Origin of the sequence: Jutongia huaianensis, from assembly GCF_014384985.1 — a bacterium.
Taxonomy (GTDB): domain Bacteria; phylum Bacillota; class Clostridia; order Lachnospirales; family Lachnospiraceae; genus Jutongia; species Jutongia huaianensis.
The window spans coordinates 55700-75059 of record NZ_JACRSX010000016.1; the positions used below are offsets into that span (position 1 = coordinate 55700).

At 44.5% G+C, this 19360-nt stretch carries 23 protein-coding genes; 3 read left to right on the top strand and 20 right to left on the bottom strand.

Features of this window, described 5'->3' with window-relative positions:
• Positions 1-50 precede the first annotated feature (50 nt).
• The 7 genes from atpA to H8704_RS10990 form a co-directional block, all read right to left on the bottom strand.
• The gene (gene atpA / locus H8704_RS10960; RefSeq protein WP_249298292.1) at positions 51-1559 is read right to left on the bottom strand and encodes a F0F1 ATP synthase subunit alpha; all 1509 of its coding nucleotides are present in this window, start codon (positions 1557-1559) and stop codon (positions 51-53) included.
• 47 nt (positions 1560-1606) lie between these two features.
• On the bottom strand, positions 1607-2179 hold the full coding sequence (gene atpH / locus H8704_RS10965) for an ATP synthase F1 subunit delta (RefSeq protein WP_022464301.1): 573 nt from the start codon (positions 2177-2179) through the stop codon (positions 1607-1609).
• Entirely contained in the window at positions 2167-2712 is a 546-nt protein-coding gene (atpF, locus tag H8704_RS10970) for a F0F1 ATP synthase subunit B (RefSeq protein ID WP_118677605.1), read from the bottom strand. The genes atpH and atpF overlap by 13 nt, the downstream gene beginning before the upstream one ends.
• 47 nt (positions 2713-2759) lie before the next feature.
• A complete protein-coding gene (atpE, locus tag H8704_RS10975; protein WP_022305474.1) occupies positions 2760-3023 on the bottom strand; it encodes an ATP synthase F0 subunit C in 264 nt (87 codons plus the stop codon).
• A gap of 34 nt (positions 3024-3057) precedes the next feature.
• A complete protein-coding gene (gene atpB, locus H8704_RS10980; protein WP_243101860.1) occupies positions 3058-3828 on the bottom strand; it encodes a F0F1 ATP synthase subunit A in 771 nt (256 codons plus the stop codon).
• A gap of 132 nt (positions 3829-3960) precedes the next feature.
• Entirely contained in the window at positions 3961-4365 is a 405-nt protein-coding gene (locus tag H8704_RS10985; RefSeq protein ID WP_118677561.1) for an ATP synthase subunit I, read from the bottom strand.
• Between the two features lie 18 nt (positions 4366-4383).
• Positions 4384-4725 carry an AtpZ/AtpI family protein gene (locus tag H8704_RS10990; protein WP_249298293.1) on the bottom strand — a complete coding sequence of 114 codons (342 nt, stop codon included), beginning with the start codon at positions 4723-4725 and terminating at the stop codon, positions 4384-4386.
• A gap of 231 nt (positions 4726-4956) precedes the next feature.
• Here H8704_RS10990 and H8704_RS10995 point away from each other — a divergent pair, with 231 nt between their 5' ends.
• Positions 4957-5433 (top strand): DUF402 domain-containing protein, encoded by a 477-nt coding sequence (locus H8704_RS10995; RefSeq protein WP_022464296.1) that lies wholly within the window; start codon positions 4957-4959, stop codon positions 5431-5433.
• Positions 5434-5499: 66 nt separating this feature from the next.
• Here the strand turns inward: H8704_RS10995 and H8704_RS11000 are convergent, their stop codons facing one another.
• From H8704_RS11000 to H8704_RS11040, 9 genes are all read right to left on the bottom strand, one after another.
• Positions 5500-6768, bottom strand: a complete 1269-nt coding sequence (locus H8704_RS11000; protein ID WP_022464295.1) for a chloride channel protein — start codon at positions 6766-6768, stop codon at positions 5500-5502.
• 29 nt (positions 6769-6797) lie between these two features.
• Entirely contained in the window at positions 6798-7526 is a 729-nt protein-coding gene (locus H8704_RS11005) for a DUF3307 domain-containing protein (protein ID WP_249298294.1), read from the bottom strand.
• Positions 7511-8368 carry a SatD family protein gene (locus H8704_RS11010; protein WP_249298295.1) on the bottom strand — a complete coding sequence of 286 codons (858 nt, stop codon included), beginning with the start codon at positions 8366-8368 and terminating at the stop codon, positions 7511-7513. The genes H8704_RS11005 and H8704_RS11010 overlap by 16 nt, the downstream gene beginning before the upstream one ends.
• Before the next feature lie 233 nt (positions 8369-8601).
• Positions 8602-8913, bottom strand: a complete 312-nt coding sequence (locus H8704_RS11015) for a YbjQ family protein (protein ID WP_022464292.1) — start codon at positions 8911-8913, stop codon at positions 8602-8604.
• Entirely contained in the window at positions 8894-9118 is a 225-nt protein-coding gene (locus H8704_RS11020; protein ID WP_022305482.1) for a hypothetical protein, read from the bottom strand. Before H8704_RS11020 ends, H8704_RS11015 begins: the two co-directional genes overlap by 20 nt.
• Positions 9119-9266: 148 nt before the next feature.
• Positions 9267-11609, bottom strand: a complete 2343-nt coding sequence (gene feoB, locus H8704_RS11025; RefSeq protein ID WP_249298296.1) for a ferrous iron transport protein B — start codon at positions 11607-11609, stop codon at positions 9267-9269.
• Between the two features lie 432 nt (positions 11610-12041).
• Positions 12042-12638 carry a 50S ribosomal protein L25 gene (locus tag H8704_RS11030; RefSeq protein ID WP_118677569.1) on the bottom strand — a complete coding sequence of 199 codons (597 nt, stop codon included), beginning with the start codon at positions 12636-12638 and terminating at the stop codon, positions 12042-12044.
• Between the two features lie 274 nt (positions 12639-12912).
• Positions 12913-13455 (bottom strand): NADH peroxidase, encoded by a 543-nt coding sequence (locus tag H8704_RS11035; RefSeq protein ID WP_022464288.1) that lies wholly within the window; start codon positions 13453-13455, stop codon positions 12913-12915.
• A 159-nt stretch (positions 13456-13614) separates the two neighbouring features.
• Positions 13615-13998, bottom strand: a complete 384-nt coding sequence (locus tag H8704_RS11040; RefSeq protein WP_022464287.1) for a Fur family transcriptional regulator — start codon at positions 13996-13998, stop codon at positions 13615-13617.
• A gap of 251 nt (positions 13999-14249) precedes the next feature.
• Between H8704_RS11040 and H8704_RS11045 the strand changes: the two genes are divergently transcribed.
• On the top strand, positions 14250-15578 hold the full coding sequence (locus tag H8704_RS11045) for a threonine/serine exporter family protein (protein WP_249298297.1): 1329 nt from the start codon (positions 14250-14252) through the stop codon (positions 15576-15578).
• Between the two features lies 1 nt (position 15579).
• On the opposite strand, the gene H8704_RS11050 is transcribed toward H8704_RS11045, so the two are convergent.
• A complete protein-coding gene (locus H8704_RS11050) occupies positions 15580-16881 on the bottom strand; it encodes an adenylosuccinate synthase (RefSeq protein ID WP_249298298.1) in 1302 nt (433 codons plus the stop codon).
• A 180-nt stretch (positions 16882-17061) separates the two neighbouring features.
• Between H8704_RS11050 and H8704_RS11055 the strand changes: the two genes are divergently transcribed.
• A complete protein-coding gene (locus H8704_RS11055; protein WP_249298299.1) occupies positions 17062-17949 on the top strand; it encodes a LysR family transcriptional regulator in 888 nt (295 codons plus the stop codon).
• On the opposite strand, the gene H8704_RS11060 is transcribed toward H8704_RS11055, so the two are convergent.
• The 3 genes from H8704_RS11060 to H8704_RS11070 form a co-directional block, all read right to left on the bottom strand.
• Positions 17944-18750 carry a DUF4866 domain-containing protein gene (locus tag H8704_RS11060; protein WP_022464283.1) on the bottom strand — a complete coding sequence of 269 codons (807 nt, stop codon included), beginning with the start codon at positions 18748-18750 and terminating at the stop codon, positions 17944-17946. The two genes, H8704_RS11055 and H8704_RS11060, sit on opposite strands and share 6 nt — an antisense overlap.
• 102 nt (positions 18751-18852) lie before the next feature.
• Positions 18853-18942, bottom strand: a complete 90-nt coding sequence (locus tag H8704_RS14400) for a hypothetical protein (protein ID WP_249298300.1) — start codon at positions 18940-18942, stop codon at positions 18853-18855.
• Positions 18915-19205, bottom strand: coding sequence for a hypothetical protein (locus tag H8704_RS11070; RefSeq protein ID WP_249298301.1), 291 nt, complete (start codon positions 19203-19205; stop codon positions 18915-18917). The genes H8704_RS14400 and H8704_RS11070 overlap by 28 nt, the downstream gene beginning before the upstream one ends.
• Between the last annotated feature and the right edge of the window lie 155 nt (positions 19206-19360).

A 19360-nucleotide genomic window follows, 5' to 3' on the forward strand; every position in this document is an offset into this window, starting at 1 on the left:
ATTTGTTCCTCCATTCTATTTTCTTTCTACGATACATCTGCGACAGCAGCTTATTTTACAAAATCTGCCTTGAACTCCTCGATGGCTTTTACAAGCTTCTCCTCAATCTCCTTACTCATCTCGCCCTTCGTGCGGATCTCGTCAGGAATTTCCGGATACCTGGTATCGACATACTCAAAGAGTCCCTTCTCAAACTCAAGGATCTGATCCAGCTCAATATCGATCAGATATTTCTTGGTTGCTGCATAAATGATCATAACCTCGTTTTCTACAGGCATCGGATTATACTGATCCTGCTTCAGGATCTCGCGGATACGCTCTCCCTGTGCCAGCTGTGCTTTTGTCTCCGGGTCCAGATCAGAACTGAACTGGGAGAATGCTGCCAGCTCACGGAACTGCGCCAGCTCGATACGGATCGGTCCGGCAATCTTCTTCATTGCCTTGATCTGCGCTGCGCCACCAACACGGGATACAGACAGTCCGGCGTTTACTGCCGGACGGAATCCGGAGTTAAACATCTCTGTTTCCAGATAAATCTGACCATCTGTAATAGAAATTACGTTGGTCGGAATATATGCTGATACATCGCCTGCCTGAGTCTCAATGATCGGCAGAGCTGTCAGGGAACCGCCGCCCAGCTTGTCAGAAAGTCTGGCTGCACGCTCCAGCAGACGGGAATGCAGATAGAATACATCTCCAGGGAATGCCTCACGTCCCGGTGGACGCTTGAGCAGTAAGGAAAGGGTACGGTATGCTGCTGCATGCTTGGTCAGATCATCATAAATGATCAGCACGTCCTCTCCTGACTCCATCCACTCTTCACCGATGGCACATCCGGAATACGGAGCGATATACTGTAACGGTGCCAGCTCACTTGCTGTTGCCGCAACGATCGTTGTATAATCCATCGCACCGTACTCATCCAGCTTCTTTACGATGGTAGCTACGGTAGATGCTTTCTGGCCAATGGCAACATAAATACATTTTACTCCCTGACCCTTCTGATTGATGATCGTGTCGATGGCAATGGCCGTCTTTCCTGTCTGACGATCACCGATGATCAGCTCACGCTGTCCTCTTCCGATCGGCACCATGGAATCAATCGCCTTAATACCTGTCTGCAGCGGTGTGTCTACGGACTTTCTGGAAATAACGCCCGATGCCACACGCTCGATCTGACGATATTTCTCGGTTTCGATAGGTCCTTTTCCATCAATTGGCTGTCCCAGTGCATTGACAACTCGTCCCAGCAGGGCATCCCCTACCGGTACCTCAACCACCCGGCCTGTGGTCTTAACCACATCACCTTCATTGATGTTTTTATGATCACCTAAGAGTACTGCACCGACATTATCTTCCTCCAGGTTCTGTACCATTCCAAATACGTCATTTGGAAATTCCAGGAGCTCGCCCTGCATGGCATTTTCCAGACCATGAATACGGGCAATGCCATCCGCCACCTGAATGACAGTACCAGTATCAGATACATCGAATTTGGTACTGTAATGTTTAATCTGTTCCTTGATCACGGAACTGATCTCTTCCGGTTTCAAATTCATGATACTCCTCCATTCAACTTGCTATTTCAGCAAACACAGAAGACTTTTTATTCTTTGCATTTGCCTGTTTCATTCGATAACTGAATCTCCGACAAGGATTTCGCCATATTATTCAGCTTTGTTTTTATACTGCTGTCCACTACCCTGTCGCCGATCTGGATCTTCATTCCACCGATCAGCGCCGGATCAACTTCATATTTCATCACAAACGACTCATACTTTGTCGTCTCAAGCAGTCTCTTTTCCACAGCGTCCTTTTCCGCATCCTTCAAAGGCACTGCCGATGTCACATGTGCTACGCCAATCTTTTTATATTCTCTGCACTCATCAACGAAATAGGACAAAATATCATAGATTTCCTTAAATCTGCCCTTATCCTCGATGGTCAGGAAAAATCCCGTCAGCTCATCACTCACTCTGCCATGAAAAACAGTTTCCAGTACGGAACATTTCTCCTCCACACAAATCTTCGGATGACACATCAGCTTCACGAAATCTTCATTGTCGTCTAACACCTGTATGACCGCTTCCACTTCCTCCATCAGGGCATCCAGCTTGTTTTCCTCAACAGCCAGCTCAAAAAGAGCCTCGCCATAGGTTTTTGATACTAACTTAGCCATGTCTCATCACCCATCTCTTTTAAAGTGTCCTCGATCAACTGTGACTGTTTACCCTCGTCAAGAGAAACCTCAATGACCTTTCCGGCCATTGCCGTTGCAACAGAGATCATTTCCTGTTTCACTTCGTCCTTGACTTTATTCTTTTCCAGCTCTACCTCGCGGTTCGCACGCTCCAGGATGCGGTTTGCCTCCTCCTTCGCCTCACCTACAATAGCTGTCTCCTTCTTCAGAGCTTTCTTTCTGGTCTCAGAAAGGATCTCCTCTGATTCCTTATCAACGTTTTTCAGTTTCTCATCATACTCTTCTTTAAACTGAATCGCGTCTGCTTTTTCCTTTGCCGCTGTCTCCATCTCCTGACGGATCGTTTCCTGACGCTTCTGCATCAGATTACGCGCCGGATTAAATAATAAATATGACAAAAACAGAAAAAGGAAAAACATAGCCAGAATGGTGATCAGACTGTCAAAGATCAACTGCGGATCCAGTCCGAAAATATAATCACCAAGCCCACTCTGTGCTAAAGCTACATTCATTACACTCACCTGTGTTCTGCCTCCTTTCAACAGTTTTTATCGCGAAATTACAGCTTGCTGTATAAAGGATTGGCAAATAACAGGATCAGCGCAATAACGAGACCATAAAGACCTGTTGTCTCGGCAACGGCCTGACCAAGAAGCATGGTAGACATGATATCACCCTTCGCACCCGGATTACGTCCAACTGCAGAAGCACCATAACCTGCTGCAATACCCTGACCTACACCAGGACCGATACCTGCGATAACTGCAAGACCTGCACCAATTGCAGAACCCATTAAAACTAAACCTTCGTTTGTAATATTCATTATAATATCCTCCTTAATTTAAAATCCTTTTGAATTACTCTGTTTCACCGATCGCATCCGCAACAAAGCACATGGTCAGCATACAGAACACGTACGTCTGAATACATCCGGAAAAAACATCCAGATACGCATGAAGTGCCGCCGGCCATACCAGTGTCAGAACCTTTGGCAGCAAACCATAGAGCAGTCCCATCATAACCGTTCCCGATAAGATATTACCGAAGAGACGGAGAGACATTGAAATCGGCGTTGAAAACTCACTGATCAGGTTCATTGGGAAGAACAAAAAGATTGGTTCAAACAATCCCTTGATCTTGCCGAACTTCTGATACTTAAATCCATTAAACTGGATCATAAACCATGTGATCAGCGCCAGCGGAAACGTGACTCCGTAATCTGCGGTTGGTGCTCTAAGTCCTAATAGCCCGGACAGGTTACAGACCAGAATGAATATAAAGAGTGCACTGACATAGTTGCGGAATTTCAAAGCATTTTTGCTGCCCATGGAACCCGCCACCATCTTGTCCAGCATCTCTACGATCAGCTCGATCGCATTCAAAAATGGTCCCGGTACTTCATTTGGATCTGCTTTCCGGATAGCACGGTTTGCAAATAACGCAAATACCAGAATCGCCAGAATAACGATGATCATAGATATATGCGTTGTCGTCAGATAGACATCCTGCCCCATAAACCGCAGCTTTGTATATCCGTGGATAAAGAAATCCACCTGTGCGCTGCTGTCAGCATAGACAGGCATTGCATTGCCCAGCCCCTGTGAAATGGCTAAGACCCTGATTCCCACATTCTCACCTTCCTTTTTTAGTTTTTTGTCGGAAACAACTGTTTCCGTCGATACGGACTATCACCCTTCGCCGTATCATTTATATGTGTAAACCACCGCATAGCGGCGAATACTCATCACAATCTGTCATTGTTATGACTTCACCGAAGAACCCTTGTGCGACGCCATAAGCCTGTGAATCTTCGGCTGCATAAAGGCAGATATTTTCATTCCAAACATCCCAAGTACTGTTCCAACCGGATGAATGTAACGGTACTGTGTCATGGCCAACGCCAGAACAACCGCCATTACCAGAAATCTTTTCATCGCAGAAGCCTGAATATGCCTCCCCGCATGAGTCGCATCCATATCCAGCGCAATATCCAGATGGTGGTACATATGCCAGAGAAGCCACGCAGCTGCTGCCAGTCCCACCAAAAGTCCACACGCCACTGCCAGCCTGTGCCGGGATACGATCATCAGAATCACCAGCACCAGGATCCCCCATACTGCCAGACCTGCCATCAGTTCCTTTAAGGTCTGCTTTGCCTGTCTCATACGAATCCTCCATATCTCTTAATGCTTCTCCGTTTTATCCTTTGCAGCATCGGAGATATCCTTCATGCTTTCCACGCGGGCACGCTCCTGCCCCTGTTTTTTTAACTCTTCTATATACTGAAGCCGCTCATGCTCTTTCCTCATATCTTCTGAATAAAAGGACTTTGTCAGATAATAAACATTGCGAAAGGCCGCTCCGATTCCCAGCACGATCATAATCACAAACCATATCTGCGTATGAAACTGCCCGTCCAGCCACCAGCCGATCCAGCCGCTGAGACAGATCGGCACCAATATCGTAATGCTGATCTGCGATACCATCGCAAATGCCTTCAATATATTTTTTTCCTTTTTGTTCATGACTATAACACCATTTTCAAATTCTTTCGCAGTCCCGAAAGATTGCACAAAAAATCTACATATACGGGTCTATTATATAATAAATTATACAAAAAGTCCACAGGATACTTCTTCCTGATCACTCATTTCAATTTGTATAAAAAATCATTTACAATCCCTCACAAGCCCGTTATAATATTCTGTAATAATTTAATGACGTGAACGAAACGCATATTCACAAAGGAGAATACCATGGAAACGATTCATTTGTACCGTAGGCGTTATATGCCTGATGAAACAGTGGAACTGAAGGACGATCTGATCCTTTACCGGGATGACAATATTCTTGTGACAAAATGGAATATTCTGAAACCGCGCAAAGATATTGACCACGGTATTTCTGTGTATTATATGAAAGACGGCTTCAAGATCAGCAAGGTCTTTGATGCCAATGACAAGCTTGTGTACTGGTATTGTGATATTATCGAAACAGAATACCGCCCGGAGGAAAATACATACATTTTCCACGACCTTCTGATCGACGTTCTGATCTACCCGGACAAACACGTTGAAGTCGTGGATCTCGATGAATTTGCAGACTTCACAGAAAATCTGACACTGCCGGCCCCACTTCTGGCAAAGGCTCTGCGCCGGACAAACAATCTCCTGCGTTTTATTTACGAGGGCCACTTAGATGAGCTCACCGAGCCGATCACATCCAGAGAATAAAAGAACAGGCTAAAATCGTAGTACTTCTTAACAGCGTACTTTGCTGTTATAGAAGTACTTTTTACTCTAGTTGCGGGCTTTTCTGTTTATATATTCCGTCTTATACTTCGAATACACGATCGTCTGATCATGATAAAGCCCGTAATATCCCGACATCAGATAACTTACACTGATTCCCAGCAGGAAAAACGGCACACCATGGTATCCAAACAGCTCAAACGCGATCAACATTGACGTGATCGGGCAGTTGGTCACACCACAGAAAACAGACATCATACCCACTGCCGCACACAGCGACGGAGAAATCCCCACGATATGACCGAACAGGCATCCAAAGGTAGCTCCCACAAAAAATGACGGCACGATCTCGCCACCTTTAAATCCCGCTTCCAGCGTCAACGCCGTAAAAACAATTTTCCATACAAACGCCAGCGGCTCCACGTTCCCCTGAATCGCCCGCTGGATCACCGGCACACCGGCCCCCATATAATCATCGGTCTGCAAAATGATCGTCAGCAGAATGATCACCAGAGAAGACACAATAATTCTTATGTATGGATTCTTTAGTTTATTCCGGTAAAAATCTCCCAGAGAATGAAGTGCCATACAAAACACAACGCTCAGCGCAGCACAACAAAGAGCCAGTCCAATGACCTTTAAGCTTGGAACAACCTCAAAAAGCGGCATCTGTCGTATTTTAAATACATTAGGACCAATCCCCATATGGTTTGCAAACTTCGAAGCCACCAATGAAGAAAATACACATGGAACCAGAGCAGCATAATACATTACACCGACACTGACTACCTCCATAGAAAATATTGATGCGGCAATCGGAGTTCCGAAAATAGCAGAAAACGCTGCACTCATACCGCACATAACCACAATACGCTGATCCTTCTCATCAAAGCGGAACAGCTTGCCAAGCTGCTGCCCAATACTGCCGCCAAGCTGCAACGCCGCGCCCTCACGTCCGGCACTTCCACCAAACAAATGCGTAATGATCGTGGAAATAAAGATCAACGGCGCCATGCGGAAGGGCACTTCCGCTTCCGCATGAATGGAGGAAAGTACCATATTGGTGCCCTTATCATTCTTGTACCGGAATACACCGTACAAAAAAACGATCACTACACCGGCCAGAGGCAGGCACAGGATCAGCCACGGATTCTCCGTCCGGAATGACGTCACCTGACGCAGGCAGAACGCAAACAGCGTACTAAAGGCTCCCACGAAAAGTCCTACAAACGCAGAAAAAATCCCCCAGCGTATAAAAACTGCGAGATTTCTCATTATTCTTCCTATATAAAACCGGATCATTTTTATCTGACGCATAATTTCCCTCTTCCATCTGCAATGCTTTCCTACAACTCGTTATAAATAATAAAAATCAGCAATGCCAAAACCAAGCTTGTTAATGTTCCCAGCAGATACTTATTTCTAAACTCTGTCTCCTTTAAATCGTTTGTTCTCGCCCAAGTTTTTATCGTAATTATTATCGCAATAGCAGAAAAATTTCCTAAACAGGCAAAAACAACTGTCAAGATCCGTTCCATAACTCCTATCATAGAACCAACATCAAACATACCCGTCTCATTTGAATTAGGATAAATATCCTGAATCAATTTATTAATCATTATTGAGCATGGCATTATCAGCGCAAGACACAAAAAAACAATTTTCAACGCTTCATAATAACGGCCGGCATCACAGTTGAACCCAAAAATGCGTAATATTACGCACAAAACTCCCATATGCAGCATCTGATCAATAATAAAGACAACTGTTTGTTTCATTTTCTTGTTAAAATAACAAGCCGTTGCATCTATCAATATATGTGTTGCCAATAATATTGCTATGGCACCAGTTGCAGATTTCCATCCCGCCACAAAATACAACACCAAAAACGGCACAATATACAGCACGGAATGCATTAGTAAATATTCTCCATTAAACCATATATTATTTTTACACTTCTGACATTCTCCGCACAATTCTCCCTTTGCTGCATTTTTACATCTTGCGACCTTTATTGTCTGCAAGTAAAAATCACCAATCAAATGGAATATCAATAAAATCAAATAGTTTTCCATATATCCTCCCCTAGTAAATCAAATATCGCTTTATCCCTTGTTCTCCTTTCCTTTATTCTTGCTGATATTATATATCTGTCGATATTTTGCCGAGAAGTATTCATAATTCGAGCAATTTCTGTTGACATACCACGAACCCAAAATTCATCCATATAAAATGACAGCTTGTCATCTTTCTTTGCATTATATAAATTTCTATTTTCATACAGCATTTCATAATTTATGACAGGCATTTCCTGACTCTCCTGTCTTCTATACCCCATGCTCCAATATTCTTGTTCTAACAATTTGTATCTATTGTCCAATAACCAGCTATAAAACGAAATATCCTCCCAGCTATCCTTAAGGGGCAGCATAATATCTGATATAATCTCAATTATATTTGCAATCTGCGGTTGTCTCAACCTGATCTGCTGAGTTGATAAACAAAATTCATTTAAATATCTGTCATATTTTGAATTTGTATTAAAGCATATGACATTACTTTTTTTTCGTTTAACTGCATTGATCGCATCCCTGGCCAAATAATATGCTTCTCCATCAAAAGCAGACGACGTCCATTCTTCCACGTCATACTTTATTTTGCCATATCCTATACCACACCTTATCTTAATAGGATATATTAAAAGCTGTAATTTTTTAATATATAAAAATGCGGCTTGTAAATCAAAAAACAACCCCTGAAATTCATCCCCTGCACTAGATACTACCTTTTTCTTTATTCCTTGTCCATATATAGTATTTAGATAATCCACGCATCCCATTAATACATTTTGTACATCATATCGATCATAATATTTCCGGGACTCTACTACATCAAACATTATCGCTGCATATTTCATGTAATTCACCTCATACCATATACTTTATCTTATGATCCAAAACTGTGCAACTCTTTTTTGTTGCTTTTCCTTTTCGCAACGTATATACGTTGCTTTTTTAAAAAGGCAGCTCTTTTTTGTTGCTTTTTTGCCATAAAGCCACCGGGCAGAGCGGTACAGATTCTCCAGTCTCTCAGTCCCAGCGGTGCAAACAGAGGCGGGCATAGGAGCAGCCACGGATACTTTCCCCTTGTCTACTTAAACTTTACTGCCGTGCCATACGCGATCACCTCTGCTGCTCCCTGCATTACTGCCGAGGACGCATAGCGCACATTCACAACGGCATCTGCACCCATGCTCTCCGCCTCCATCACCATTCTCTTGGTGGCAAGTGCCCGCGCCTCCGTCATCATTTCATTGTACGCCTTCAACTCGCCGCCCACCAGAGTCTTCAGGCTCTGTGTAATATCTCTTCCAACATTCTTGGACTGAATTGTGCTTCCCTTCACCAGCCCCAGCATCTCCAGTTCCTTTCCGGTAATGTAATCAGTATTTACTAAGATCATCTTCTTCTCCTCCATCGATTTCTTTGATTCTTTCCATGCAGACATATATCATCGCTCCGCCTAACGCCGCCGGGATTACTGCCAGCACCACCTTGAGCACTACCGGTACAAGGCTGATGACCAGGCAGAAATAAAGCAGATAATACAGAACGATCAATACAGTAATAACAATCGGTGCTATCTTCTTTTTCTGATGTGCGTCCATACATTCCTCTCCTTTGATATGATGAGAATATTGTAGCATATATTTACACATAACTCCAATCCTTTCTCATGGTAGATGCTAATTTTGCAGTATTAGGCGTTAATTTTGCAATATGCCCTCTATTTCACGGCGATCGTGTCTGCGCATATCATCCCATCACGCCCATACACACCAATCTCACCAGAAATGCCGCAATCCATGCTACTGCACATTGCCATAGCACAACACCCACGGCCCATTTTCCACCAAGCTCTCTTTTAATAGAGGCAACTGCTGCCACGCAAGGCGTATAGAGCAGGCTGAATATCAGCAGGGAAACAGCAGACACCGGAGACAGTACGGAACCAATGCTGCCGCCAAACAGAATTCCCAACGTAGATACCACGCTTTCCTTTGCCATAAAGCCGCTTAGAAGTGCCGTACAGATTCTCCAGTCCCCAAGACCAAGCGGTGCAAACAACGGCACCAGCAGAGAGGAGACAACCGCAAGAATACTGTCTGCCGAATCTTCTACCATGTTCAGACGCAGATTAAAGCTTTGCAGGAACCATACAACAATCGTTGCGATCAGAATAACCGAAAACGCCTTCTGCAAGAAATCCTTTGCCTTCTCCCACAGAAGCTGTGCCACATTCTTTGCCCCCGGCAGACGGTAGTTTGGCAGCTCCATAACAAACGGCACCGGCTCTCCCTGAAAAAGGGTACTCCTGTATAAAAATGCAACAAGAATCCCCATAACAATGCCAAATAGATAAAGTCCCGCCATGATAAGTGCCCCATGTCCCGGAAAAAATACGCTGACAAAAAAAGAATAAATCGGCAGTTTTGCCGTACAGCTCATAAACGGTGTTAATAATATCGTCATCTTGCGGTCCCGTTCACTGGTCAGCGTGCGGGTTGCCATCACAGCCGGCACAGTACACCCAAAACCAATCAGCATCGGTACAATACTGCGGCCGGACAGACCAATCTTGCGCAGCAGTTTATCCATCACAAATGCTACGCGGGCAATATAGCCGCTGTCCTCCATCAGCGACAGAAAGAAAAACAGCGTTACAATAATCGGCAGAAAACTCAGCACACTTCCCACACCGGTAAAAATACCATCAATGATCAGGCTGTGTATTGCTTCATTCACCTGAAGTGCAGTAAGTCCTGTGTCCACCATATCGGACACAGCATCAATCCCCATCTGCAAAATCTTTTGCAGCCAGGCACCGATCACATTAAACGTGAGATAAAAAACAAGTACCATAATTCCAATAAAGCACGGAATTGCTGTATATTTCCCCGTCAATACACGATCAATACGCTCGCTGCGGATCCGTTCCCGGCTCTCCTTCGGCTTCACGACAGTCTGCTCACACAAACGTTCAATAAAATCAAACCGCATATCTGCAATCGCCGCACTGCGATCCAGTCCCCGTTCCGCTTCCATCTGCTGTACAATATGCTCTAACATTTCCGTTTCGTTCTGATCCAATGCCAGCTTTTCCAGGATCAACGGATCGCCTTCGATCGCCTTCGTCGCAGCAAAACGCACCGGAATCTCAGCATGCTCTGCATGATCCTCGATCAGATGAATAACCGCATGAATACACCGGTGCACTGCACCGTCGTGATCATTTTTATCACAAAAATCCTGACGAAGTGGTTTCTCCTGATATTTTGCAATATGAAGTGCATGGCGAACCAGCTCGTCCACACCCTCGTTTCTGGCTGCTGAGATTGGAATCACCGGCACTCCGAGCAGTGCTTCCATTCCATTGACATCCACCGCCCCCTGATTGCCTGTCACCTCATCCATCATATTCAGCGCAACCACCATAGGAATATCCATCTCCAGGAGCTGCATGGTCAGATAGAGATTCCGCTCAATATTTGTTGCATCTACTATATTGATCAATGCCCGCGGTCTCTCCTCCAACACAAAATTTCTGGATACGATTTCCTCACTGCTGTAGGGAGACATGGAATAAATACCCGGCAGATCCGTAATATCCGTATCTGCATGTCCCTTAATAATACCGTCCTTCCGATCCACCGTCACACCGGGAAAATTTCCTACATGCTGATTCGATCCCGTCAACTGGTTAAAAAGCGTCGTCTTTCCGCAGTTCTGATTGCCCACCAACGCATATGTCAGCAACGTTCCCTCCGGCAGTGGATTTTCATCCTTTTTCGAATGATACTTTCCTTCCTCGCCAAGGCCCGGATGTTCCGTTGCCTGCAACCGTTCCCTGCCGGCATGGTTCCTGGTTCTCTGATCGATCGGCGCGATCTCGATCTGATCCGCTTCTGCCAGCCGGAGTGTCAACTCATATCCGTGAACCTGCAGCTCCATAGGATCTCCCATCGGTGCCAGCTTCACTACGGTCACTTCTGCCCCCGGAATCATTCCCATATCCAGAAAATGCTGGCGCAATGCCCCTTGTCCTCCTACCGTCCGGATCACGGCACTCTTTCCAATCTCCAGTTCCTTTAATGTCATAACATATGCCCTCTTTATCTAATGTGATACAATTCTTCGATGAATTTTTGTCTTTCCTCCACCACCCACAGTTCGCATTGTCTAATGATAATTTTTATCAACAAACATAAGTTATACCAAACAATCTGTTATGTCAACAGGATTGTCTTTTTTGTAACACAACAGATCCCACGATGCTGATCGTAGAACATGACATCCGTTTTCGTGAGAAGCTTGCCACACAGATTTTGAATCTGCCATAATCCACAGCAACAAAAGAAATCGGAGTTCAGCAAAAAAGGAACTATTACACAAACAGATCATTTATTGTCCATTGATGTAATAGTTCCTTTTTAATTGTATTTATCCATGAAATGTATCGCAATCACACATCAATTTAACAAAAGGTTCGAAAAAGCTTCCCTTTTATCTTAGCATAAATTCATATCTCAACTATGATGCAGCAACTGCCTCAGCTTCTCCCTCAGCAGTCTCATCTTCCTCCACATACTGGGAGCCTTCCGTAATGTCTACGATCGTTGCATCCTCTGAAGTGATCAGCTCGATCTTGTCATTCATCAATTCCTTGATATCCTTTACCTTGACGCATTTCTTATCTCCCAGCTTCTCAAAGTCAATATAAACCTTTTCCACGATATCTGCCGGATCTGCTTTATAGTGAATCTCGGAAATCTCCTCGTCAACGGACCCCTTGGCCAACCCCTCATTCAGCAGTACAACCTGTGCTGTCGTAGAAATTTTCTCTCCGGCAACCAGCAGCTGGAAATCAATAAACATGATCCGCTTCAACAATGGATTGTAATCCACATCCTTTACAATTGCGTTGTACTTCTGATCTCCAACCTGCAGTACCGTTCTGCTGCCCTTCATGTTCTTTCTCATGAAACGCTCTGCCTCAAATTCGGAAATCTTCAAAGCTACCGGCTCCTTCAGATCTTTTCCACATAAACTGCCTGGGACATATCCCTCTCTCCGCAGCTTTTTCGCCTTTACACTCATGTCTCTTTTCTCAGCGTTTAATGTCATCATAATGATTCCTCCTTCTTTTTGCTGATCTTCACATGCGTAAAGCAAAGCTTAATCCGATTGCTTCCTTGCGAAATATTTTGCTTTATCGGAAATGACACGACCCTGCAAAGCAAAAAGACTTCCACCACACAGGTTTCTTAGTGTAGTAGAAGTCCAAATCGAATCGGTTTTTCGTTTTATGCACCATAAGTTTATTATAGTACCTTATTTTTGATCTGTCCAATTTCATTTTAGACAATCTTTTGCCGATCCATTTTTATTTTTTGTGCATTTTTTAACCAAAATATCTCTTCAGAAGACCCTCGAATGCCTTACCGTGTCTTGCCTCGTCCCTAGCCATCTCGTGAACCGTATCATGGATCGCATCCAGATCCAGTGCCTTTGCTCTCTTTGCAAGATCAAACTTACCTGCTGTCGCACCGTGCTCAGCCTCTACACGCATTTCCAGGTTCTTCTTCGTGCTGTCTGTAACAACCTCGCCAAGAAGCTCTGCGAACTTCGCTGCATGCTCGGCCTCCTCATATGCTGCCTTCTCCCAGTAAAGTCCGATCTCCGGATATCCCTCGCGATGAGCCACACGAGCCATTGCCAGATACATACCAACCTCGGAGCACTCTCCGTTAAAGTTTGCACGAAGATCTGCCATAATATCCTCCGGTGCACCCTGTGCAACACCTACAACGTGCTCAGCAGCCCAAGTCTTGTCATCTCCCTGTCGGATGAACTTCTCTGCGCCAACTCCACACTGTGGACACTTCTCCGGTGGCTGATCTCCTTCATGAACATAACCACATACAGAACATACATACTTTGCCATAATCGTAATCTCCTTTTCTTTTATAAATTTTATAACATTTGTTTGCCTTGTCTCCTTAACAGTAATGATTACTGTTTCTGATAAGAATATAACAAATCTTTCTCTTATTGTCAACACATTTTTTCAAAAAACTCATCTTTTTGATCAAATTCATTCAATTTACTTCCTGCAATCCGGACATAGCCCATAAAACAACACCCTATGTCCCTGGATCTCTCCATCAAAGCCAGCCCCTGCGATCTGATCAATATGATCTATAGGATCCATCTCCAGATCCATCACACAGCCGCACCCACGACATGCGAAATGATAGTGGGGTCTTGTATCACCATCAAAATGATCGACCCCGTCACCACAGTCCAGACGCAACGCCTCACCCTGCTCCACCAGCAGATTCAGATTGCGGTAAACGGTTCCCAAACTAATACGAGGATGCTCATTTTTGATATTATTATACACAGCCTCCGCTGTAGGATGAGATTTTGTCGAGAGCAGATACATCCGAATCGCCTCCCGCTGTTTACTATAACGTATTGCAGCCATCTCATTCTCCTTTCAATTAAATAATAGTAATTGTTACTGTTATTTTACCATGAATAACTCATATGTCAATCCTTTTCACACTACCATTACACAACAGATGAAAACACCAAACATCGCTATTTAAATTTTCCGGCAATTTATTTTGTATGTGGACTTCCCGACTTGACTTTTCTCCGGTTCGTTTTATACTGAATACAAATCAATCTATTTATTAATATAAATAAGAAACTTGCTGTCAAGGAAGTGATAAAATGCAGACGAACACATTACCTCAGAATCATATGGAAATATACTGGCATGATTATGCCAGCCAGATGGAAAATATTAACATCCGCAGCGCAAGCCTCACCGAAAAGGCTTCCATTATCGGACGAACCGGTCTTATGCTTTTATCCTGCGGAACAGGAGCCTGGAGAGTTCGTAGCTCTATGAATTCATTAGCAGAACAGCTGAATATCACATGCACCGCCAATATCGGACTTATGTCTATTGATTACACCTGTTTTGACGGCGATCATTGCTTTTCCCAATCTCTCTGCCTGACCAACACCGGTGTAAATACCTCCAAACTGAATCGGCTGGAGCATTTTGTTCAGGAATTTTCCAAAAAATGTGATACTTTATCCGGAGAACAACTTCATGCCCAATTGGACGAGATCGAACAGCTCCACGGACTTTATTCTCCTGTGGCTTTGGGATTCGCTGCTGCTCTGGCATGTGGATGCTTTACATTTCTGCTGGGAGGCGATCTGAATGAAATGATCCTCGCTTTTCTCGGTGCCGGTATCGGTAATTTTCTGCGGTGTAAATTGACAAAGCATCATTTTACATTATTTCTGTGCATTGTGTCCTCCGTTGCTGCCGCCTGCCTGATTTATGTTGGGGCTCTCAAGCTAGCCGAAACCTTTTTCTCCGTGTCGCTGCAGCATGAAGCAGGATATATCTGTTCAATGCTGTTTATTATTCCGGGCTTTCCATTTATCACCAGTGGTATTGATCTCGCCAAGCTGGATATGCGTTCCGGTCTGGAACGTCTGGCATATGCCATCGTGATCATTGTGGTGGCAACCATTACCGCCTGGATCATGGCATTGCTGTTCCATTTAAAGCCAATGGACTTTCCGCCATTAAAGTTATCAGCCGGAACACTTTTATTATTCCGGCTGATCACAAGCTTTGGTGGTGTATTCGGTTTCTCTATTATGTTTAACAGCCCCCGGTCCATTGCTGCCGCCGCTGCTTTTATTGGCGCCATTGCAAATACACTTCGTCTGGAACTGGTAGATTTCGTGACAATCCCGCCTGCTGCCGCTGCTTTCATCGGGGCATTGACTGCCGGTATTTTAGCATCTCTGCTCAAAAATAAACTTGGCTATCCACGAATCTCCATCACAGTTCCCGCCATCGTGATCATGGTTCCCGGTCTGTATCTTTACAAGGCAGTTTATAATCTGGGCATTATGTCTCTGACCACCTCAGCTTCCTGGTTTGCATCTGCAATGCTGATCATTATGGCCCTGCCTCTTGGTTTGATATTCGCCCGCATTATCACGGATAAGTCATTCCGTTACTGCACCTGAATCAGATCCACGATCCCTTCAGGAGATATTCGTCTCTCTTAGCTCCTACGGAAATAAATTGGATTTCGTGATCCAGCAGCTTCTCCAGCAATGCAATATATGCCTTTGCATTGTCGGGAAGCTCTTCCCAGGTTCGGCACTTGGAAATACTCTGCTGCCACCCCGGTACGGTTTCCACTACCGGTTCATATTTTTCCAGATCACAGCCCGGATCAAATCTGCCAGTCACCTGATCTCCGTATCGATATCCGGTAATTACCGGAATTTCGGTAAACGCACTCAGCACATCCAGCTTTGTAAGCGCAATTTTATCTGCATTCTGACACTTTAAGCCGTAACAGCTGGCCGGTATATCCACAGGGCCTACCCGCCGTGGTCTTCCTGTGGCTGCACCATATTCTCCTCCCAGCCTTCTCAGCATATCCAGCCAGGATTGCGGCATTGCCGTTTCAGCCACAAAAGGCCCTGCTCCTACACATGTAGAATATGCTTTCAGCACGCCGACGATGTGATCGGGAACGTGTGCCGGAATCCCTGCCCCGATCGGAGCATATGCAGCGATTGTAGATGAACTGGAAGTATACGGAAAGATTCCATAATCAATATCTCTCATCGCTCCAAGCTGTGCCTCCAGAATGACTTTTTTGCCTTTCTTCAATGATTCATCCAGAAATTCCCCGGTGTCGCAAATATAAGCCTTGAATTTTTCTGCCTGCTCCTCACACCATTTATAAAGCGCCGGAAACGACATGGGTTCCTGGTGATAGCAGCCTGCAAGCTCCATATTTTTGGCATCCAGCATCATTTTCAGACGTGCCTTCATATTCTCTTCGTCTAACCGGAGCAGATCTCCCATACGCAATGTTTTTTTGCGGTATTTATCACTATAAGCATAGGCAATCCCCCTTCTGGTGGAACCAAATGCCGCTCTGCTTCTGGCCAGACGATCCTCCTCCAATTCATCCTGTATCCGGTGCCATGGCATAGAAATTGTGGCTCTGGTGGAAATTTTCAGATTTTTCGGTGATACTGCCACATCCTTTTCCCACAGCTTTTGAATCTCATTCTCCAGATGCTCCAGATCAACGACCATTCCATCTCCCAGAACACAGGTCACACCTGAATGTAAAATACCGGAGGGAATCAGATTCAAAATAAATTTTCCCTGCTCTGTCACTACGGTGTGCCCGGCATTATTTCCTCCCTGATAACGCACAACCACATCTGCCGGTCCGGCAAGCAGATCGATCACTCTGCCTTTTCCCTCATCGCCCCAGTTTATTCCTGTTACAGCTGTCAGCATAATTCTTCCTCCTCTGTGTTTATGGACTTTACAAGTCTCAAAACATCTTGTTTTTTTCTTCAAGATTTATTATACTGACCCTGTGGAAATATGTAAAAGCTATTATTGATATGACTGATATAACATTTTGATATATCAGCAAGAAATACGTGCGATAAACGCTCAGAAATGAGGCTTTTTATGAATATAAATTTTGAATACTATAAGATATTTTATTATGTGGCCAAATACGGCAGCCTCACGAAAGCCGCAAGGGTTCTTGGAAACAGCCAGCCAAATATTACCCGTGCCATGAATTGTCTGGAAAACGAAATCCACTGTACCCTCTTTATCCGGACAAACCGCGGTGTCCGGCTCACACCGGAGGGTGAACGTCTTTACGCAAGAGTATCTGCTGCCATGGCACAATTACAACGGGCAGAGGAAGAACTTACCGAAAGCACCGGTCTGGAGCACGGCAGCATTTCCATCGGCGCCAGCGAAACCGCACTCAGCATTTACCTGTTGGAGCGGCTGAAAATTTTTCATATGACATACCCCGGTATCCGTCTTAAAATTTACAATCATTCTACTCCTCAGGCAGTTGATGCGGTCAAAAACGGAGAAATCGATTTCGCAGTCGTTACTACTCCTACAACGGCAAAACCTCCCTTGAAGGAGGTAAAACTCCAATCCTTCCGGGAGGTTCTGATTGGTGGAAAAACCTTTACTGCTCTAAGCAGCCAAATTCTTTCTTTATCAGAATTGCAAAATTATCCTCTGATCTGTCTTGGAAAAGAAACCATGACCTATGAATTTTATCATCAAATTTTTCTTACTCATGGTTTGGAATTAGAACCGGACACAGAAGCCGCAACAACAGATCAGATCCTGCCCCTTGTAAAATCTGAGCTGGGACTTGCTTTTATTCCGGAATTTATGGCAATTCCTGCTATTCAAAGCCATGAGGTGATTTCCATACCGTTACAGGAAACCATTCCGTGTCGTCACATTTGTATGGTTTCAGACTTCCAAAGACCTTTGAGTAGTGCGGCAAAAAAACTGAAGGATCTGATTCTGCAATCATAGCTCCAGACTATCTTTTCCTGCTTTTTTCATCAGCTCTTCTCTGCTTGCCAGCACAATGCCGTCAATTTCCGTAAGATGATGTAATATCTTTTTTTCAAACTGGCTGATTGGAAGAAGCACACCGATCTCATCAAATTTGCGTTCATTCTTCAAGCCAGTTTCCTGACCATAATACACCATTGCCGAAAGAGCGCATTTCTGAATCTGCTGAAAGGCATCCCATATGATCGCATACGCCTGTGCTTCACTCATTCCAAGAGCTGCCGTGTCCGGAAGCGCATACAGAATAAAAATTCCCCGCTTTGGATTTACATAGTCCTCTTTAATGTCCAGATCATCCGTATAACGGCGCACAATATCATATCCATCTGCAAGATAGATCTTTGATCTCGGTGCACAGACATGATTTTTTAGTATCTCCTGATATTTGTTCCATTCATGAGAAGAAATCGTGCGATTCCCTGTTTCCAGCTTATTCCCGTCCACATCTGTAAGCAACACCGGATTGTCCCCCGCTTTACCATGAAATCGTTTCGGGATCAGATATGCCTCCCGAAGCAGGTCGAACATACTCCGCTGGCAGATTTCCAACAAAAGAGCACTGATATCCTGATTTTCATATGCCGAAAAAAGAGCTTTTGCAAAATGCTGTGATCTCGTGTCCGGAGATATATTCTCCTCCGAAAAACGGTCATAAAAGATTTCTTCCAACCGTCCACAAGCCTCCGGTGACTGAAGTATTTTACCAAACACTTCCTCAACCTCTGTTTCCCTTGGAATTCTTTTCAGTGTAGCAGACATATTATCACTCTTTTCTTTTTATTATTGAAGATATCTTTCTACGATATCCGTATTTCCTTTTTCGGCTCCTATTATACTCCCATTTCTCAAAAAAACAATCCCCTATACAGCGGATCCTACCGTCAACATGATCGTAAGGCTTTTGCCATCCTTACTCTCTGCTGTCAGTTTGCCATGATGCACCTCTGCCACTGCCTTTGCAACAGAAAGTCCAATACCGCTTCCACCTGTCGCCGAATTTCTGGAGGCATTGCTGCCTTACCGTTAGAAGTATATGTTCCACCATCCACTACCATTGTGCCGCCTCCACGATCGCTCCGAATTGCCGCAGAGGACTGACCGCTGGTTTCTGCGGTTACATTCCATGCGTGAAGTGTGCTGCCACCGGCTACATGAATGCCACCGGAGGTATCCCGGCTTGTGGTGATCGCCGCCGGTGCTATCAGAGGATTCACGGGATACCGTAGAATTTTTCACCGTTACATTGGCTCCGGGAGTGTCCCAAAGTTTGTGTAAACCTTCAAACTGATGTAAGATAACATTACTCAGTTTGGAGGTTTTTATTATGGCAAGAAGAAAAAGTGATTCACCACAAAAAGCAGCAATGCGC

Excerpts from the sequence above, each read along its gene's own strand:
- H8704_RS11010 (WP_249298295.1), bottom strand. The coding sequence starts at position 8,368 with ATGAAATATGCAGCGATAATGTTTGATGTAGTAGAGTCCCGGAAATAT.
- H8704_RS11020 (WP_022305482.1), bottom strand. The coding sequence starts at position 9,118 with ATGGACGCACATCAGAAAAAGAAGATAGCACCGATTGTTATTACTGTA.
- H8704_RS10985 (WP_118677561.1), bottom strand. The coding sequence starts at position 4,365 with ATGAGACAGGCAAAGCAGACCTTAAAGGAACTGATGGCAGGTCTGGCA.
- atpH (WP_022464301.1), bottom strand. The coding sequence starts at position 2,179 with ATGGCTAAGTTAGTATCAAAAACCTATGGCGAGGCTCTTTTTGAGCTG.
- H8704_RS11005 (WP_249298294.1), bottom strand. The coding sequence starts at position 7,526 with ATGGAAAACTATTTGATTTTATTGATATTCCATTTGATTGGTGATTTT.
- H8704_RS11035 (WP_022464288.1), bottom strand. The coding sequence starts at position 13,455 with ATGGCAAAGTATGTATGTTCTGTATGTGGTTATGTTCATGAAGGAGAT.
- feoB (WP_249298296.1), bottom strand. The coding sequence starts at position 11,609 with ATGACATTAAAGGAACTGGAGATTGGAAAGAGTGCCGTGATCCGGACG.
- H8704_RS10990 (WP_249298293.1), bottom strand. The coding sequence starts at position 4,725 with ATGAACAAAAAGGAAAAAAATATATTGAAGGCATTTGCGATGGTATCG.
- atpF (WP_118677605.1), bottom strand. The coding sequence starts at position 2,712 with ATGAATGTAGCTTTAGCACAGAGTGGGCTTGGTGATTATATTTTCGGA.
- atpA (WP_249298292.1), bottom strand. The coding sequence starts at position 1,559 with ATGAATTTGAAACCGGAAGAGATCAGTTCCGTGATCAAGGAACAGATT.
- H8704_RS11060 (WP_022464283.1), bottom strand. The coding sequence starts at position 18,750 with ATGTCTGCTACACTGAAAAGAATTCCAAGGGAAACAGAGGTTGAGGAA.
- H8704_RS11015 (WP_022464292.1), bottom strand. The coding sequence starts at position 8,913 with ATGATCTTAGTAAATACTGATTACATTACCGGAAAGGAACTGGAGATG.
- H8704_RS11000 (WP_022464295.1), bottom strand. The coding sequence starts at position 6,768 with ATGCGTCAGATAAAAATGATCCGGTTTTATATAGGAAGAATAATGAGA.
- atpE (WP_022305474.1), bottom strand. The coding sequence starts at position 3,023 with ATGAATATTACAAACGAAGGTTTAGTTTTAATGGGTTCTGCAATTGGT.
- H8704_RS11030 (WP_118677569.1), bottom strand. The coding sequence starts at position 12,638 with ATGATGACATTAAACGCTGAGAAAAGAGACATGAGTGTAAAGGCGAAA.
- H8704_RS10995 (WP_022464296.1), top strand. The coding sequence starts at position 4,957 with ATGGAAACGATTCATTTGTACCGTAGGCGTTATATGCCTGATGAAACA.
- H8704_RS11055 (WP_249298299.1), top strand. The coding sequence starts at position 17,062 with ATGAATATAAATTTTGAATACTATAAGATATTTTATTATGTGGCCAAA.
- H8704_RS11045 (WP_249298297.1), top strand. The coding sequence starts at position 14,250 with ATGCAGACGAACACATTACCTCAGAATCATATGGAAATATACTGGCAT.
- H8704_RS11040 (WP_022464287.1), bottom strand. The coding sequence starts at position 13,998 with ATGGCTGCAATACGTTATAGTAAACAGCGGGAGGCGATTCGGATGTAT.
- H8704_RS11050 (WP_249298298.1), bottom strand. The coding sequence starts at position 16,881 with ATGCTGACAGCTGTAACAGGAATAAACTGGGGCGATGAGGGAAAAGGC.